The following is a 15913-nucleotide window of genomic DNA, read 5'->3' on the forward strand; positions in this document are numbered from 1 at the left end:
ACTTATTCACCTAATTTTGAGTCGATAGTCTCGAGATTCACACCTGAAGCCGAGTGCGCCCGCGCTCGTGGTGCCGAATTCAGGAGATCAGCCCGGGCGAGCGGCACCGACCGGCGGACCAGTGCGGCCGATCCCACCTGGCAGCAAGCATCTCCTGAATTCGACACACTCGCCCGGGTTCGCGCCAGCCGTGGGCTTCCGCTGTGTAGCCACAATCAGTCGCGGCCAGTCAGGGAGATGCGCTCTTTTCCCAGCACGTTGAGCAGAGCCAGAGCCTCGGCGTCTGAAGATCCGGGAACGGCCGTGTAGAGCACGAGATGCTGGTCTCGATCTACGAGCTTGAGGGAATCACAATCGACGGTGATGTCGCCGACGACAGAATGCCTGAAAGTCTTCGTGAGCATGGGGGTGGCCTGCACATCGTGGCGCTCCCACAGTCGTACGAACTCAGCGCTGCCCTCACGAAGTTCGTTGATCAGACCCGTTATCAGCGGGTCGGACGGATAGCGGGCCAGTGCCGAGCGGAGTTCCATGACGACGAAGTGGTGAAACTGCCTGGTGTCCGCGAGTCCGTATCGTGATGCATCCGGCGGAGGGGATCCCAGGAAGGTCCTCCTCGCGAGGTTGCGGCCGTTGGGGGTGGGCCCCATAGCGTCTTCCAGCAGTGCGGCAGCGAGATCGTTCCAAGCCAGTACCTCGAATGCCGCGGACATGACAAACGCGGCTATTTGAGGAAGTCGGTCGAGGAGCGAGAGGATGCTCCTGCGGACGTCGCGACGGTGCTGCGACAGGCGGGTCGGTAATGTGCCGGCGAGGAGGTGCATGTGGTCGGCTTCGGCCTCGGTGAGACGTAAGGCGTCTGCGATCCCGGCGAGAACCTCTCCCGATGGCTTGGGGGCTCTCCCCTGCTCGAGACGTACGTAGTATTCGGTCGAAATGTGAGCAAGCACCGCTACCTCCTCGCGGCGCAGTCCTGTGGTTCTTCGCCGCGGTCCTGCGGGGACGCCGATGTCCTCCGGGCGGAGCCGATCCCGTCGGCTCCGGAGGAATGCTCCCAGTTCGGTCTTGTCCATCGTCCCAGTCTGTGCTCTGTCTCGCAGCGGACCCTAGTACCATTTGTGCCTGTTTCGCGAACCATGGCCGCTCCACAATGGTCACATGACCAACACTCTTGATAATCCGCCCATCGGCCTGCTCACACGGAAGGTGGTCTTGATAACCGGTGCAAGCCGCGGCATTGGTGCCGCCGCGGCACGCCTGTTCTCCCGCGAGGGCGCCACGGTTGTCCTGGCCGCCCGCACGCTCGCTGCTCTCGAGAGCATTGTCTCCGAGATATGCGCATCCGGAGGGTCGGCCGACGCACTCGCTCTCGACCTTGCCGACCCCCGAAGCATCCGCTCTGCCATCGATCGCGTCGAGGTCCTGCACGGACGCCTGGACGGTGCGTTCAACAATGGTGCTACTGGTCAGCGCGAGCCCGGTCCGTTGGACACCACCAGCGACGAGGATATCGACGAGCAGTTCGCCGTGAACTTTCGTTCTCACTGGACCGCGATGACCAGTGAGGCTGCTCTCATGCGCAAAGGTGGAGGAGGTGCGATCGTGAACACCTCGAGCATCGGCAGCCGTCGAGCGAATCCTGCCCTCCCGGCGTACGGTGCGATGAAACGAGCGTTGAACAGCATCACAGAGACAGCGGCCGTCACCTGGGCTTCCCAGGGGATTCGGGTCAACGGCATCACTCCCGGAGGTACCTCCACAGAGATGATGGCAGCCTGGGAGGCGGCAACTCCCGGCATCATCGACCGGCTGACGGCGTCAATTCCCATCGGACGCATGGCCGAACCCCGCGAAGTCGCCGAGGTAGCCGCCTGGTTGCTGAGCGACCGCGCCGCGATGGTCACCGGTGCAATCATCCCCGTCGACGGTGGCTCGGGGGCGTGAGTCGGAAAGCGGTGAGCGGAACGCCGCAGCGAGCGCGTGCAGGTCGACCCTCGGGTCACGCACCCCGTAGCAGATCGGCGTCCCCTCGGCGTTCTCGAGGTGCAGTTGTTCGGCGAGTTTATTCGGCGACGGTGCTGACCAGCGGCACGGGCGCGTCCCCACCCCGGGCCAGCCAGAGAGCCAGGCCCGCCCCGATCAGAGCGAGCCCGATCAGGATGGCTCCCACGAAATGGAAAGCGTCGATGGTCGCTTCGAGGGTCGCTCCCCCGGCCACGATCGACCCGAGGATGCTCACGCCGATCGACCCACCGAGCCTCTGGGTGATGTTGAACAGGGTGTTGCCGTCGGCCAGTTCGTCCTCACGGAGCGGTGCGAGCATTGCGATGAGCAACGGCGTCGTCACGAAGCCGATCGCAACGGCGCGCCCGGACAGGATCAGCGCGGTCACCCAGAGCGGTGTGCCCTGCTCGAGGAAGAGCAGGAACACGCTTGACCCCGCGAGGATCAGGAATCCGGACACGACGAGCACCCGGAGCGACACTCGCCCGGAGAGCTTCTGACCCGCATAGGTGCCGACGCCCATGATGATGCCCTGAGGAAGGAGGGCGAGTCCCGTCGCGATGGCAGAGTACCCCTGCACGGACTGCGTGAAGACGGGCAGGAGGAACACGGTGCCGAAGGCGACCACGGAACAGAGCACCTGCAGGACGAGGGCGATGGCGGAGTTCCGGTGCCGGAACATCTGCACATTGACCGCCGGGTTCGGGCGGTGCAGCGCCCAAAAGGCGTAGAGCACCAACAAGACGATCCCGATTCCGAGCGGCAAGTACGAGATCGCTTCGTCCCAGCCCTGCGCGGAACCCTCGGTCGCGCCGAAGAGCGCGCCGGTGAGGCCGGCGGCGAGCAGGGTGAAACCGACAGGGTCGAACCGGATCGAGGCGTTCGCCGGGGCGCCCAGGTGCTTGGGCACCCGCAGCAGGAGGAGCAGACCGACGATGCCGACCGGCACGTTGACCAGGAAGATCCAGCGCCACCCGCCTGCACCGATCAGGAGGCCGCCGAGGGTCGGCCCGAGCGCGGGCGCGAGGAAGAGCGTAAGCGCGGCGGAGATCGGGATCTTGCCGCCGCCGATGCCGTCCTTGCCGAGAAGGATGCTGAGAGCAAGCGGCACGAGCGGCGCTCCGACGAAGCCCTGCACGGCCCGGAAGGCGATGAGGGAGCCGATGTCCGGCGCGACGGCGCACGCCGCGGAAACGAGTACGAAGAGGATCATGCTGATCGTGTAGACCCGCATGGTGCCGAATCGCTTGGCCGCGTACGCCGTGACCGCGAGGGCGACGCCCAGGGCCAGCAGGTACCCGCTGACGACCCACTGCACCTCGTCAAGCGGCGCGTTGAGTTCCCGGCCGATGTCCGGAACGGCGACGTTGACGATGCTCGAGTCGATCATGCTGAGGAGCGGCCCGACCAGGAGACCGTACCGGGCGACGGCGCCGAGGCGGGCCCGATCGGGGCCGGCAGCGGAATGCGGGGCGGTTTCAGTCGACATGGACGGTGATTTCTTCGTCATTCATCAGGCCGGTGACCCAGTCCCGCTCATGGTGCAGTGTCGACAACAGGTGTTCCATGCTCACGCTCGGCCAGTCCGTTCCGTCCCGCTCCGGCCGGGTCTCGACGAGGGCGCCGACCTGCGCGATCTTCTCGTCAAGGGCCGCCGCGCGCGCTGCCAGGATGGCGGCGCGGTCCCCCGAGGACACCTCGTCGAAGAAGCCGAGCCGGATCAGGAATTCCTCTTCGTTGCCCGCGAGAGCGGCAGGCAGGGTCGAGATGAGGTCGTGGAACAGGCCGCGCCCGAGCTCGGTGATCGTATAGACCTTGCGGGAGGGACGTCCGTCCTGAGCGGTGACGGCGTGCGTGACGGCCCCCGACTTCTCGAAGCGATGCAGAGCCGGGTAGAGCGAGTTATTGCTCAGCGCCGCGAAGCTCGGCCGCTGCACGCGGCGTTTCAGTTCGTAGCCGTGGGCGGGGCTTGAGCGCAGGGCACTCAGGACGATGATGTCGAAGATCATCCGTCCATTATGACCTATGTCATAGTGAACGAAATCCGGATCGCGGCCACGGTCGTCCCGAGTCCGCGCGCGGCGGTCGTGGCCGCGGTTTCGCGCCGCCGCCGGGTGAACGGGTCGAGTCCGGCGAGCCGCACCGGGTCGGTGAGGTCGCCGATGCAGGCGAGCTTCACCGCGAGCGCGATCGGGTCGGCCAGCAGGAACCGGAAGCAGACGTCATCCGCTTCCTCGAAACCGTGCCCGAGCGCCGTGACGGCCATCAACAGCCGGTTGGGCACGAAGCCGCGTAGTCCGGCGAGGCCGACCAGCCCAGTGCCCGACGCCGCACAGGTGTCGTGCAAGAGGGCGACGACCTTCTCGTCGTCACCGTGGAGTGTGGCCATGACGCGCAGCGGATGCTCGATGGCCGCCTCCCCCGACTCGTCGTGCCTGCCTGCACACGCATTCTTTGCGAATCGCAGAGCATCGGCGAGGAGCAGCGCCGAACGACCGTCGGCTCCCGGCTGCTGCCCGCGCTGCGGAAGATGAGTGGGGTGGAGTGTGGTCATGGCGCTGTCCTTGCTGAGCTCGCGAACCGCGGGATTCGCGCGCACGTCAGTGTGCGTCTTTCCAACATACGTACTGTCATCGGCTGCGACAGGGGCTTGACACTGCCGCCCGGACCTGCATGCCCGGCGCTCCATCGAGGCAGCGTTCGACGCGCTCAGTCCGAGCGGGGCGTCCAACCGAGCGCAGGGGCGATGCGCTCCGCAACGGCCGTGAGGATGCGGTGCAGCCCCGCCGGCGGGTGGTCGAACGGAAGGGCGATCACGAGCTCGTCGGAACCCCGGAAAGCGACGTCGGCGAGGAGGGCCTCGATGATGGCGTCGGGGTCACCGGAAGGCACCCTGCCGAACTGGAACGGCAGAGCGGCACGAGAGGTGCCATAGTCGCGCTGCCTCTCCTCGTCACGCTCGATCAGCCAGGCGAATTCCTCGGCATCGTCCCTGCCGAGAATGGGGAGAACCTGACGCCCGACGAGTGCGTAGGACGGCCGCTCGGTGACCGATGCATGAGCGGCACGGTACGCGGTGATCGACTCCAGCTGGGCCTCCTCGAAGGAAAGGTCGCTCGGTTCCGTGTTGAGCGTCGAGAGCTGCAGGCGGAGGCCCTGGCGGCCGGTGCGAACGGCGCTCGGTGTCGCGCCTGCTCCGTAGTAGAGGCGGTCGGAGAGGGTCGGGCTCAGCGGCTGGGCGGTGAGCGGTGTGCCGGCGGGGAAGGCGGGGAAGCTCGCGTCGGCGACGGCGAGGGTGTCACCGCGGAGGGCCGATCGAAAGGAGGCGAGTCGGGCATCCGCTTCTTCTCTGAGCGAGCCGGTGATGGCACCGTAGACAGGGCCGAAAATGCCCTCCGACTGGGCGTAGCCGGAGCTCAGGCCGACCTCGAGGCGGCCACCGGTGAGAAGGTCGGCCGTGGCCGCCTCCTCGGCCAGTCGCACCGGGTTCTCGAACCGCAACGGGGTCACGGAAGTGCCGAGCCGAATTCCCTCGGTGTGCTGGGCGACGACAGAGAGGAAGGTCAGGGGTGAGGAGAGGTACTTCTCGAGGTGCCGGTGCCGCACCCACCCGGTGTCGAAGCCGAGCTCGTCGGCGTGCCGGAACAGGTCGATACCGTCCTGAAGGCCCTGGGACGTGGCGCCGGAGACACCGCCGTGTTCGACGAAGGCGAGGAAGCCGAGACGGAACGGGGATGGCGTGGGCGCTGATGCTGGAACTGAGGCTGGGGAGGTCATGTCCGGAAATCTAGCGTCCGGCAACACGGTGCGGGAATTGAGCAGGTCATGAAAGGTAAAGCGACGTCACAGAGCCGCTTCGAGGCTCTCCCGCCGACTGCGAATCAACGGCAGGGCGCGTGTGACCGCGAGATCGATGCGCTCCTGCAGGTCGAGGCTCGAGACCCGGTAGTCGGTGAAGTCAGAGTCCTTCGCGTAGACGCCGATCGGGAGGGTGAGCGCCTGGAAGAATCCGAACAGCGGACGAAGTTGGTGTTCGATGATCAGGGCGTGGCGGTCGCTGCCCCCGGTGGCCGCGAGCAGCACCGGCTTGTCGACGAGGGTGTACTGGTCGACGAAGTCGAAGAGGTGCTTGAACAGTCCGGTGAAGGAGGCCCGGTAGACCGGACTCGCCACGATGAGCAGGTCGGCGCTTTCGATCCGGTCGAGTTCGGCCTCGATCGTTGCGGGGAGCTGGTCACGTCGCAACGCACCGGCGAACTGCTCGCCGATCTCGTGCACGCCGATGAGATGCGCGTCGATAGGGAGTTCACGGCTGACGGAGGCGAGGATTTCCTTGAGGAGGACCGTCGTCTTCGAGGGCGCGTGCAGGCTGCCGGACACGGCGACGACGCGGAGGGGCCTGGTCGGGGTCTCGGCCGGTGTCTCGGTCAGGTGTGATTCGGTCATGGTTGTCCTTCAGTCGGTGCGGGTGGTGGGGGCGATCGCGGCAGCGAGGGCGGGCAATGGGGCGGGCGGGCGGGGAGAGCCGAGGTGGCCACGGAGCGTGGTGGCCCCGTAGTCGTCCCTGACGAGCCCGCGGCTGTGGAGTTCTGGCACGACGAGACGGGCGAAGGTCTCGAACTGTTCGTGCAGGAACGCGTTCAGAACGTTGAAGCCGTCCACGGCGCTCGCCCGGAACCAGGTTTCGAGGTGATCGGCGATGTCGGTGGGCGACCCGACGACGATCGGGGATCTGATCAGGTGGGCGACGAGGAGGTGCCGGTAGGTGACCGGCCGCTTGCCGCCGATCGTGCGTCCAGAGCGGCGGGTGACCACGTCGACGAGGCGGGCGCCCGCCGCGGTGAACCGGCTCGCTGTGCCGGGGGTGACGGCTTCGTCGAAGCGTCTCTCGACGAGGGGTAGTCCGATGACCTGGCGCAGGTGCCGGATGTTCCGGTTGCCGGGCAGGTCGAGTTTCGCCGCTTCCGGGGTGCCGTCGTCGACGGGGAACAGCTCGACGAGTCGGTCGTAGACGGCCCAGGCATCCGCTCGCGTCTCGCCGACGATCGGGAGCACGAGGGCGACGATGGTCAGGGCGGATGCCGGACGGCCGGCCGCCTCAACCCTCGCCTTGGTGTCGTGGTAGAACTCGGCGGCGTCGCCCAGACTCGTCGGCGCGACCACGTAGATGTCGGCCTGCTCGGCCGCGAACTGCTGGGCGCGACGCGAGGTGCCGGCGTGGACAAGCGGGACATGACCCTGAACGGGTCGTTGCACGTTGAGCGGACCGGCCACCTCGAAGGCCGGCCCGACGTGGTCGAGAGGCGTGACCCTGGACCGGTCGATGATGGCCGCGGTCGCCACGTTCCTCGTGAACGCGTCTTCGCCCCAGGTGTCCCAGAGTCCGCGGAGTACGGTGACGTACTCGTCGGCCACCTCGAAGCGGTCGAGCTGGGCGCGAGCCCCGGGCGGCCCGAAATTCGCCTCGACCTTCGCATCGGCCCCGACGGTGAGGTTCAGCCCGAAGCGCCCTCCGCTGAGCCGGTCGACCGATGCAGCGGCCCTGGCCGTCGCGTACGGCTCAGAGTGGGCGGTCTCCACGGTTCCGACCAGACCGATCCGGCGCGTGATCGCGGCCAGGTAGGCCGCGGTGCTCAGCGAGTCGATGCGCGAGAGCAGGTGCGGATCGGAGAACTCGAGCTCGGGATCCGTCGCGAGCCAGTCACCGAGGAACAGGTAATCGAAGCCGGCCTTCTCCGCGGCGAGCGCGAGGCGCTTGAGCGCACGGGGATCGGTCGATGGGTCGTTGTGCGCGCCGGGGTAGCGCCACCCGGACGGGAAGGAACCCAGGGTGCGCACCATCGCACCGAGCACGAGGTGGCCGTCGCGCTCCGACCAGTCGGCGTCGGACGCCGGGGAGGTGTGATTCGTCATGGGTCGACGCTAGGCCGGGTCGATTCGGGCCGGGGCCCCGACCGACATATCCCGTCGCGCACGGAAACATCTCGTAAAGAATGCTTGATCGCTGGCGTTATCCCGCTCCAGCGCATAGCTTCGGCGGGTCGTGACGCGACGGCAGGATTCGAACCTGCGACTACCGGAATATGAAACCGGTCCCTTCGTCCTCTCGGGCACGCCGCGGTGCAATTCAGGTGGTGAGTGTGTCCCTTCTGCCGGGGCGACCAGCGCTGTCGTCGACGAGGTGCAGCACTGCGGACGGCGCGGTCGCAAGCAGAGTTTCGTCGCCCGGCACCGGGCAGCTCGCCAGGAATGCCCACAGGGCCCGGATCGCATCCCGGATCACCGGGTGCTCCCGGCCAGGTCCGCCGGCAGCCATGTGCGCCCCGGCTCGCCCACGAGGCTGTCGAGGCGGACCAGGAGCGCCCTGGCGACCTTGTCGTTCTCCCGGAAGGAGATCGCGTTCGTGCGCGGGCGGGAGAACGCGCCGACGAACGGCGAGTTCGTGTACGGCCCGATGGCGAAGCGCCGCGGGTGGTGGTCGCCGCCGGGGGTCAGCACGCGAGTGTCGGCCTGGCGCACCGCGAGGTGTCCCGTGCTTCCGGTGAAGTCGGCATCCGTCGCCTGTTCTTCGAAACCGGCACCGGAGTCGAGGAGCGACCTGAGCAGCGGGTTGTCGCTCGCGGAGACCACAGTGTCCGGAAGCCGGGCGTCGACGAGCGCGGTCGCCGTGACCACCCGGTCCAGATTCGCGCTCCCGGCCCGGAAGACGCCGGTCGTCTCGTCGGGCTCAACCCAGAGGTCTCCGCCGAGGAATTCAACGATGCCTGCCTCGGAGAGTGCGAGGAGTTCCTCGAGCCGGTGGCCGGGCGGGCCGCTCGCCACGAAGCTGAAGTAGCCGAGCCACCAGCCGTGAATGTCCCGCACCCGCGACTGCGCACTCCATTTCGGCGAATCGATGATGTCCGAGAGCGCGAAGAGGCTCCGGAGCAGGGCGATGAACAGGGCGAAGGTCGCGCTGTGCTCCGGCGCGGTGCGGAGCGCCAGGTCGCGGCGGATGTAGTCGCGCAGGGCATCCTGGAGCTCGGCGGCAGACTCGAACCGGAGCCCGTCGAGCGGACGGTCGAAGTCGGGCAGGAACAGCCGGTCGATCGGGTCGGTGACGGTCGTCTCGACGAGGGCACGGAATCGTGCCGCATCCCGCTCGATGAGGAGCGTGTCGGCACCCCAGTCGGTGAGCGGATGACTCGCCGCACGTTCCCCCGACCGTTCCGGCCGGGCGGCCGCGACGGGCAGCGCCCGCGGGTCGAGCGCGGCGAAACGGTCGGAGAAGTCCGCCCACGACGTGGACACCCGGTCGGGGTGCCCGGTGAACAGCTCCCGGTAGTACCCCCAGACCATTTCCTGGGCGATCAACGGCCAGACATCCCTCGTGAAGTCGAGACTCGCGCTGTCCCTGTCGAGGGCGGCGGCGATGTCGGGCGTGAAGAACCGCGGAACCGGTGGCTCCCCGACGAGGGTCGAGCTGATCTTGGAGTGATACGGCACTCCCCGGCGCGACCCGATCAGCACCCGGGGTTCGAGCCCGGACGGCGCGTAGTGCAGCCGCCCGTCGGGCAACCGGGTGAACCGGCCGCCCCTGCCCTCCGTGAGGAGCACGGTGAGGTCGACTGCCGCAAGGCCGAAGCCGCGCACGATGACCCGTTCGCCGGGCTCGAGGGCGCTCGTATCGGCATCCGCTGTGAAGGCGGGCGGCAGGTAGTAGCGGTCGTGACGGCGGGCGAATTCGGCGAGCGCCGAGTGCTCGGGGCTCGGGTCTGCGCCGTTGTGGCCGAGGGAGTAGAGCACGAGGTCGACGTTGAGCGTGACCCCCGTCGAGAGCACGACGACCTGGCCGGCAGGGTCTTCGGAGTCGTCGACCCGGATGGCGGCGGCCCGGTGGGCCTCGACCGTCACGTTCGGCCCGAGTGCGGCCACGGCCTCCTGGTGGAACCAGGCGAGATAGAGGCTCTGCAGGCGACGGGTGGGAAAGCTTGCACCGGTGAGGCCGGCGATCTCAGCGGCGAGGACCGCATCGATCCCGCTGGCACCGTCATCTTCGGCACCGTCGACCGCGGGAATCGCGATCGTTCCGGCCCTGACCCCCGCTGCCCACTCGATCAGGGACGGCCCGGGGAGAACCGGCCCCTCGATGACCGACGTCTCGTCGGTGAACATCGTGACGTCCTCGGCGAGGGAATTCAGTTTGAGCAGCGGGGACTGGTCGTGCCGCCAGATCCGGCCGGCTCCCGGCGGGAACGGATCGATCACATGGACGACCAGGGGCCTGTCCCGTCCCCAGGTCTCGTCGAGGTTTGCCGCGAGGCGTTCGAGCACGCCGGATCCCCGGGGACCGCCGCCGATGATCGCGATGGCCGGGGTGTTGTGGATGCCTGTGGTGTCGCTCATGACACAAGAGTCGTCTCGGTGGCGAGAATTCCCGCCCAATGTGTCGCGCCATGACGAGGTGACGAAATGTGAAGCGGATGCGTTGGCACCGGTTCGGAGACCCCCTTAGGTTTCAACTCCAGCGGGGTCGACCGGTTCCTCGCTCCCCACCGCTCCCACCGCTACCCACGAGAAAGGCAGGTACCCCGTGGCCATCGAATTCGCAGGCACAACCACCGTCACCACCACAGCGCAGGACACCTTCGTCTACGTCGCCGCCGACGACCCCCTCGCCCAGCCGCTGCTCACGGACCTCGCCGCCGAGTACCACTCACGCTACGGCTCGTACTTCGGCGAAAGCGCCTCCACCGAGATCTCCCGGTACCCGGTCGATGCCTTCGCGGCACCGGACGGTGCTTTCGTCGTTCTGGTGCGGGACGGCATCCCGATCGCGGGGGGCGCATTCAAACGGTTCGACGAACGCACCGCAGAGCTCAAGCGCATCTGGACCGCCGCGACCCACCGCCGCCAGGGTCTTGCCCGTCTCGTCGTCGCCGAACTCGAAGCAGAGTCCGCCAGGCGCGGGTACGACCGGGTGTTCCTGACGACGGGCCCGCGCCAACCCGAAGCGAAGAACCTCTACCTCGTCACGGGCTACACGCCGCTCTTCGACACCGCGCTCACCCCTGACGAGGTCGTGATCCATGCCTTCGCAAAAAGCCTCGACGCCCAGGAACTCGACGTTGCCGGCATCACCGCCGCGCACTACTCGGCCATCCGCCGTGAGCACTCCGACAACCCGCGCTTTGCCGCGCTGATCCCCGAGAGCGACTGAGACCATGACGGATATCGTGCAGGAATACGGGTCGGCGGCGCCGACCGAGGACTCGTCAGCCACCTCTCAGGTCGTGAACCGCGACTCACCCGACTTCGCCGCCTTCACCGTCGTGCACACCCGCCACTACGTGCGCTGGATCTTCGGCGCCCTCGTGCTCTTCGTCGTGCTGCAGTTCCTCTGGAGCCTTGCGACAAACGACAAGTACGGCTGGCCGGTCTTCGCGACCTATTTCTTCGCCCCGGCGATCCTGAAGGGCATCCAGCTGACACTGGGCCTCACGGTCGTGGCCGGAACGATCGGGTTCCTTCTCGGCACGCTCCTGGCCCTCGCCCGGCTGTCGAAATCGCCGATCCTGAACAGCGTGTCCTGGTCGTTCATCTGGTTCTTCCGCTCGGTCCCCCTGCTCGTGCAGCTGCTGGTCTGGTACAACCTCGGTTACCTCTACCCGCGCCTCGGACTCGGCGTCCCGTTCACCGACAACTATTTCTGGAGCTTCGACACCGTCACGCTGGTCAGCCAGTTCGCTGCCGCGGTGCTCGGACTTTCGCTCAATCAAGCGGCGTACTCCGCCGAGATCATTCGCGGCGGCATCCTCTCGGTCGACCAGGGCCAACTCGAGGCCGCTGCCGCACTCGGACTCCCCCGGCACGTTCGGGTGCTGCGGATCATCCTGCCTCAGGCCGCCCGGGCGATTCTCCCGAACGCGTTCAACGAGATCATCGGCCTGATCAAGGGCACCTCGATCGTGTCGGTCATCGCCCTCGGCGAACTCTTCTACGTCACCCAGGTGATCTACAACCGCAACCAGCAGGTGATCCCCCTGCTCCTGGTCTCCGTGGTCTGGTACATCATCTTCACCACCGTGCTGAGCATCGCCCAGTTCTATGTGGAACGCCACTTCGCCAGAGGCGCCCTCCGAGTGGTCCCGCCGACGCCCATCCAGGCGGCACGCGCCTGGGTGAAGACCCAATGGGCGCGGCTCGACGAGAAACCCGCAGCACCGGAACCGTCCGAAGCAGCGACAACCCGGATCGGCGGAAACGGATCATGAGCATCGCAGCAACCCACGCGTCCGACACGGTGACCACACCGACAACCCGCGGCCTCGTCGAAATTCGCGGGGTCTCCAAGAGCTACGCCGGCCACGACGTGCTGCACGACGTGAATCTGACCGTGCAGCCAGGGGAGGTCGTCGCGATCCTCGGCCCGTCCGGGTCCGGCAAGTCAACCCTGCTCCGCACGATCAACCACCTCGAGAGCGTCGACCGGGGCTGGGTCACCGTGGACGGCGAGCTGATCGGCTACGAACAGCGCGGTGACCGGCTCTTCGAACTCAAGGAACGCGAAATCCTGAAGCGACGCACGAATGTCGGCGTCGTCTTCCAGAATTTCAACCTGTTCCCGCACCTCACGGCCGCGGAGAATATCGCCGTCGCTCCCGTCGCTCTCGGGCGGCTGGGCAAAGCGGATGCCCGCGAACTCGCCCTCGGACTCCTCGCCAAGGTGGGCCTCGCCGACAAGCCCGACGCCTATCCCCGCCAGCTCTCCGGTGGCCAGCAGCAGCGCGTCGCGATCGCGCGGGCCCTGGCCCTGCAGCCCAAGGTGCTGCTCTTCGACGAACCGACGTCGGCGCTCGATCCCGAGCTCGTCGGCGAGGTCCTCGACGTGATCCGGGACCTGGCCAAACTCGGCACAACTCTCATCATCGTGACCCACGAGATCGGATTCGCCCGTGAGGTCGCCGACCGGATCGTGTTCATCGATGCCGGGCACATCCTCGAGGTCGGTCCCCCCGAGCGGGTCTTCGGTTCGCCGAAGCATCCGCGCACCCGAGAGTTCCTGGGTCGCGTGCTCTAGCGCGTTCCGGGCCATTCACCACCCCACCCTGCACAGCAGCATTCACAAGCAGACACTCACAGAAATAGAGGCACACAATGGCAATTAAGAAGAAAACCGCGGTCATCATCGGAGGCATCGCCGCCGTTGCACTCGTCGCAGGCGGCATCACCGCGGCCGTCCTGGCCGGCACAGGCAACAGCTCGGCCCAGGCCGCAGGCGCAGCTCCCACTGCATCCGCAGCGGCGGTGACGTTCAACCTCGGCCCGAAGCAGGACCGGATCCGTCTCGACAAGGTGCCCGAAGCCATCGCCGCCATCAAGAAGAGCGGCTTCACCCCGATCGAGGCAGGCAAGCTCACCGTCGTAGTCAGCCCCTACGTCGCTCCCCTGGGCCTGTTCGCGACCGATGACACGACCCTGATCGGCAACGAGACCGACATCGCCCAGCTCATCGCCGACGGCCTCGGCCTCGAGCTCAACCTGCAGCCGGCCGCGTGGGCGGACTGGCCCCTCGGCATCCAGTCCGGCAAGTACGACCTGATCACGTCGAACGTCACGGTGACCGAGGCCCGCAAGGACCTCTACGACTTCGCGAGCTACCGCGAGGACCTTCTTGGGTTCTACGTGAAGAGCGACTCGAAGATCTCGTCGATCAAGGAGGCCAAGGACGTCGCCGGCCTCAAGGTCATCGTCGGCTCCGGGACCAACCAGGAGAAGATCCTCCAGGCCTGGGACAAGGAGAACATCGCCAAGGGCCTCGCCGCCGTCGAGTACCAGTACTTCGACGACACGGCTGCAGCGAACCTGGCCCTGCAATCCGGGCGCGCCGATGCGAACTTCGGACCGAACGCGACCGCTGCGTATGCCGCGGCCCAGAACGGCGAGAGCAAGCTCGTCGGAACCTTCAACGGCGGCTACCCGGCGCACGCGAACATCGCGGCGGGCACCAAGAAGGGCAACGGTCTCATCGAGGGCGTCAGCATCGTGCTCAACAAGGCGATCGCGGGCGGCCAGTACGGCGACGTTCTCGCTCGATGGGGCCTCACCTCGGAGGGCGTCACCGAGTCGCTCGTGAACCCGGCAGGACTCCCGCGCGAGTAGCGAGAGCGTAGCCACCATTCACTGACCGGATGAGCCGGGCCAGGAGAGAGAGGTCTCCCGGCCCGGCTCGTCCGGTTTCCCGCCCTGGCTCCCTGTCCGGCCCGCTGCCTAGGATGTCTCCATGGTGTTCATTCAGGACCTGCACCTTCGCGACGGTCGCACTCTGCGCGTCCACGACAGTGCCGCCGACCACGAACTGGACTCGGCCTTCACCGTGCTCTGGCAACACGGTTCGCCCCAGACGGGAGCCCTGCTCAAGCCGTTGCTATCCGCGGCGGCCGCTCGCGGCATCCGTCTCCTCTCGTATGGGCGGCCCGGCTACGGCGGCTCGTCTGGCCTGCCGGGTCGTGACGTGGCCGCAGCGGCCGCCGACGTCGAACAGCTCGCCGACGCTCTCGGCATCGGCCGATTCGCCGTGATGGGTGCGTCCGGCGGCGGCCCGCACGCGCTCGCCTGCGCCGCCCTGCTGCCGGAACGGGTCTCGGCGGTCGGCTGCCTCGCGAGTCTGGCCCCGCTCGACGCCGACGGCTTCGACTGGTTCGCCGGCATGGCCACGGACGGAGCGTCCCTCCGCGCGGCGCAGCTCGGTCGGGCGGAACGCACGGCCTACGAGGAGACAGTCGAATTCGATCCCGACAGCTTCATCGAGGCGGACTACAACGCCCTCGCCGGCCCGTGGGCGGCCCTGGGCGCCGACGTCGGCCTGGCTTCGGCGGCCGGACCGGACGGCCTGATCGACGACGATCTCGCGTTCGTGGCCCCGTGGGGCTTCCCCGTCGCCGAGATCGACGTTCCGGTCCTCGTCGTCCAGGGCCGCAGAGACCGAGTGGTCCCGCCGTCCCACGGCGACTGGCTGAGCCGGCGCCTTCCCCGGGCGGAGCTCTGGCTGCGCCCGGACGACGGTCACATTTCCGTGCTCGAGGCGTGTCCCGCGGTCATGGACTGGTTATCCGCGCGCCCGTGATCGCGGCCTGCAGGGCCTCGGCTATCACCCGATCGGCCGAGTCCCGGTGGATGGAATGCCCTGCGCCTGGGACGAAGGCGTAGCTGAGGTTCGCGTGCCGGGCGGCAAGACGCTCGCCCTGGTCGGGAAGCACCGACGCACTGCCGGAGGCGGGGTCCGCACCGAGCAGCCGGACCGGCACCCTGACATCGTCGAGGTGCGGTTCGAGATCCCACGGGCTGGTATCGCCCAGCACGCGCTCCACAGTGAACGGACTGATCAGCCGGGCTGCTTCTGCCTTCTGGTGCGCGTCCTCTGCGTGCCAGCCCGGGTTCTGGTCCAGGATCTTTGACGCGCTCGGGTCGGTGATCTCCGCGATCGTCTCGGCGAGGAGCGGCGCGACCGAATCCGGTCCGAGGGTGAGCGGTGGGTCGAGTACGAGCACGCTTCGGGTCCACTCGTCAGTGCCCGCCGCGGCGAGGAGCGCGACGGCGCCACCGAGCGAGTGCCCGATGACCAGGTCCCAGGTCTCCCCTGGCGCCGGGCGGAGCCGCAACGCGTCGGCGACGAACCCCTCGAGCGGATACGACGTCGTACGCGGGGCCCGGCCGTGGCCACGCTGATCGGGGGCGACCACGAACCAGCCTTCCGCGGCGAGTCCGCTCGCCACCCGCCACCAGACCGCGCCTGCGGAAGTGAGCCCGTGCAGCAGCAGTGCGCTCTTCGCGGCAGCAGGGTCGCCCCAGGTCAGCACGGGCAGTTCGACGGAGATTCCGGGAAATATGGGCGTCACGGTGTCCTGACAGGATCGGAAAGGAGACGGGA

15 protein-coding genes and 1 tRNA gene are annotated in these 15913 nt (G+C 67.6%); 6 read left to right on the forward strand and 10 right to left on the reverse strand.

The window, feature by feature from the left end:
• Positions 1-215: 215 nt before the first annotated feature.
• On the reverse strand, positions 216-1073 hold the full coding sequence (locus tag MQH31_RS13390) for a helix-turn-helix transcriptional regulator (RefSeq protein ID WP_243012443.1): 858 nt from the start codon (positions 1071-1073) through the stop codon (positions 216-218).
• An 85-nt stretch (positions 1074-1158) separates the two neighbouring features.
• On the opposite strand from MQH31_RS13390, the gene MQH31_RS13395 reads away from it, so the two are divergent.
• On the forward strand, positions 1159-1944 hold the full coding sequence (locus MQH31_RS13395; RefSeq protein ID WP_243012444.1) for an SDR family NAD(P)-dependent oxidoreductase: 786 nt from the start codon (positions 1159-1161) through the stop codon (positions 1942-1944).
• A 118-nt stretch (positions 1945-2062) separates the two neighbouring features.
• Here the strand turns inward: MQH31_RS13395 and MQH31_RS13400 are convergent, their stop codons facing one another.
• The 8 genes from MQH31_RS13400 to MQH31_RS13435 all read right to left on the reverse strand — a co-directional run bounded on the left by MQH31_RS13400 (position 2063) and on the right by MQH31_RS13435 (position 10389).
• Complete coding sequence (locus tag MQH31_RS13400; RefSeq protein ID WP_243012445.1) at positions 2063-3493, reverse strand: DHA2 family efflux MFS transporter permease subunit; 1431 nt, start codon at positions 3491-3493, stop codon at positions 2063-2065.
• Positions 3483-4013, reverse strand: coding sequence for a PadR family transcriptional regulator (locus tag MQH31_RS13405; protein WP_134536300.1), 531 nt, complete (start codon positions 4011-4013; stop codon positions 3483-3485). The genes MQH31_RS13400 and MQH31_RS13405 overlap by 11 nt, the downstream gene beginning before the upstream one ends.
• A 14-nt stretch (positions 4014-4027) precedes the next feature.
• A complete protein-coding gene (locus tag MQH31_RS13410; RefSeq protein ID WP_243012446.1) occupies positions 4028-4558 on the reverse strand; it encodes a hypothetical protein in 531 nt (176 codons plus the stop codon).
• A gap of 155 nt (positions 4559-4713) precedes the next feature.
• Positions 4714-5781, reverse strand: coding sequence for an LLM class flavin-dependent oxidoreductase (locus tag MQH31_RS13415; RefSeq protein ID WP_243012447.1), 1068 nt, complete (start codon positions 5779-5781; stop codon positions 4714-4716).
• A gap of 66 nt (positions 5782-5847) precedes the next feature.
• On the reverse strand, positions 5848-6450 hold the full coding sequence (gene msuE / locus MQH31_RS13420) for an FMN reductase (protein ID WP_243012448.1): 603 nt from the start codon (positions 6448-6450) through the stop codon (positions 5848-5850).
• Positions 6451-6459: 9 nt separating this feature from the next.
• On the reverse strand, positions 6460-7917 hold the full coding sequence (locus MQH31_RS13425) for an NtaA/DmoA family FMN-dependent monooxygenase (protein ID WP_243012449.1): 1458 nt from the start codon (positions 7915-7917) through the stop codon (positions 6460-6462).
• A gap of 133 nt (positions 7918-8050) precedes the next feature.
• A tRNA-Met gene (locus MQH31_RS13430) sits at positions 8051-8124 on the reverse strand.
• A 159-nt stretch (positions 8125-8283) separates the two neighbouring features.
• Complete coding sequence (locus MQH31_RS13435) at positions 8284-10389, reverse strand: FAD/NAD(P)-binding protein (RefSeq protein ID WP_243012450.1); 2106 nt, start codon at positions 10387-10389, stop codon at positions 8284-8286.
• 187 nt (positions 10390-10576) lie between these two features.
• Between MQH31_RS13435 and MQH31_RS13440 the strand changes: the two genes are divergently transcribed.
• From MQH31_RS13440 to MQH31_RS13460, 5 genes are all read left to right on the forward strand, one after another.
• On the forward strand, positions 10577-11203 hold the full coding sequence (locus MQH31_RS13440) for a GNAT family N-acetyltransferase (RefSeq protein WP_243012451.1): 627 nt from the start codon (positions 10577-10579) through the stop codon (positions 11201-11203).
• A 4-nt stretch (positions 11204-11207) separates the two neighbouring features.
• On the forward strand, positions 11208-12257 hold the full coding sequence (locus MQH31_RS13445; RefSeq protein WP_243012452.1) for an amino acid ABC transporter permease: 1050 nt from the start codon (positions 11208-11210) through the stop codon (positions 12255-12257).
• Complete coding sequence (locus MQH31_RS13450) at positions 12254-13063, forward strand: amino acid ABC transporter ATP-binding protein (protein WP_243012453.1); 810 nt, start codon at positions 12254-12256, stop codon at positions 13061-13063. Before MQH31_RS13445 ends, MQH31_RS13450 begins: the two co-directional genes overlap by 4 nt.
• A gap of 77 nt (positions 13064-13140) precedes the next feature.
• Positions 13141-14145 carry a transporter substrate-binding domain-containing protein gene (locus MQH31_RS13455; protein WP_134536275.1) on the forward strand — a complete coding sequence of 335 codons (1005 nt, stop codon included), beginning with the start codon at positions 13141-13143 and terminating at the stop codon, positions 14143-14145.
• Between the two features lie 121 nt (positions 14146-14266).
• Entirely contained in the window at positions 14267-15109 is an 843-nt protein-coding gene (locus MQH31_RS13460) for an alpha/beta fold hydrolase (RefSeq protein WP_243012454.1), read from the forward strand.
• Here MQH31_RS13460 and MQH31_RS13465 read toward each other — a convergent pair.
• Positions 15081-15881 (reverse strand): alpha/beta fold hydrolase, encoded by an 801-nt coding sequence (locus MQH31_RS13465; RefSeq protein ID WP_243012455.1) that lies wholly within the window; start codon positions 15879-15881, stop codon positions 15081-15083. The two genes, MQH31_RS13460 and MQH31_RS13465, sit on opposite strands and share 29 nt — an antisense overlap.
• Positions 15882-15913 lie beyond the last annotated feature (32 nt).

Origin of the sequence: Cryobacterium zhongshanensis (assembly GCF_022760445.1) — a bacterium.
In the GTDB taxonomy this organism is placed as follows: Bacteria; Actinomycetota; Actinomycetes; order Actinomycetales; family Microbacteriaceae; genus Cryobacterium; species Cryobacterium algoricola.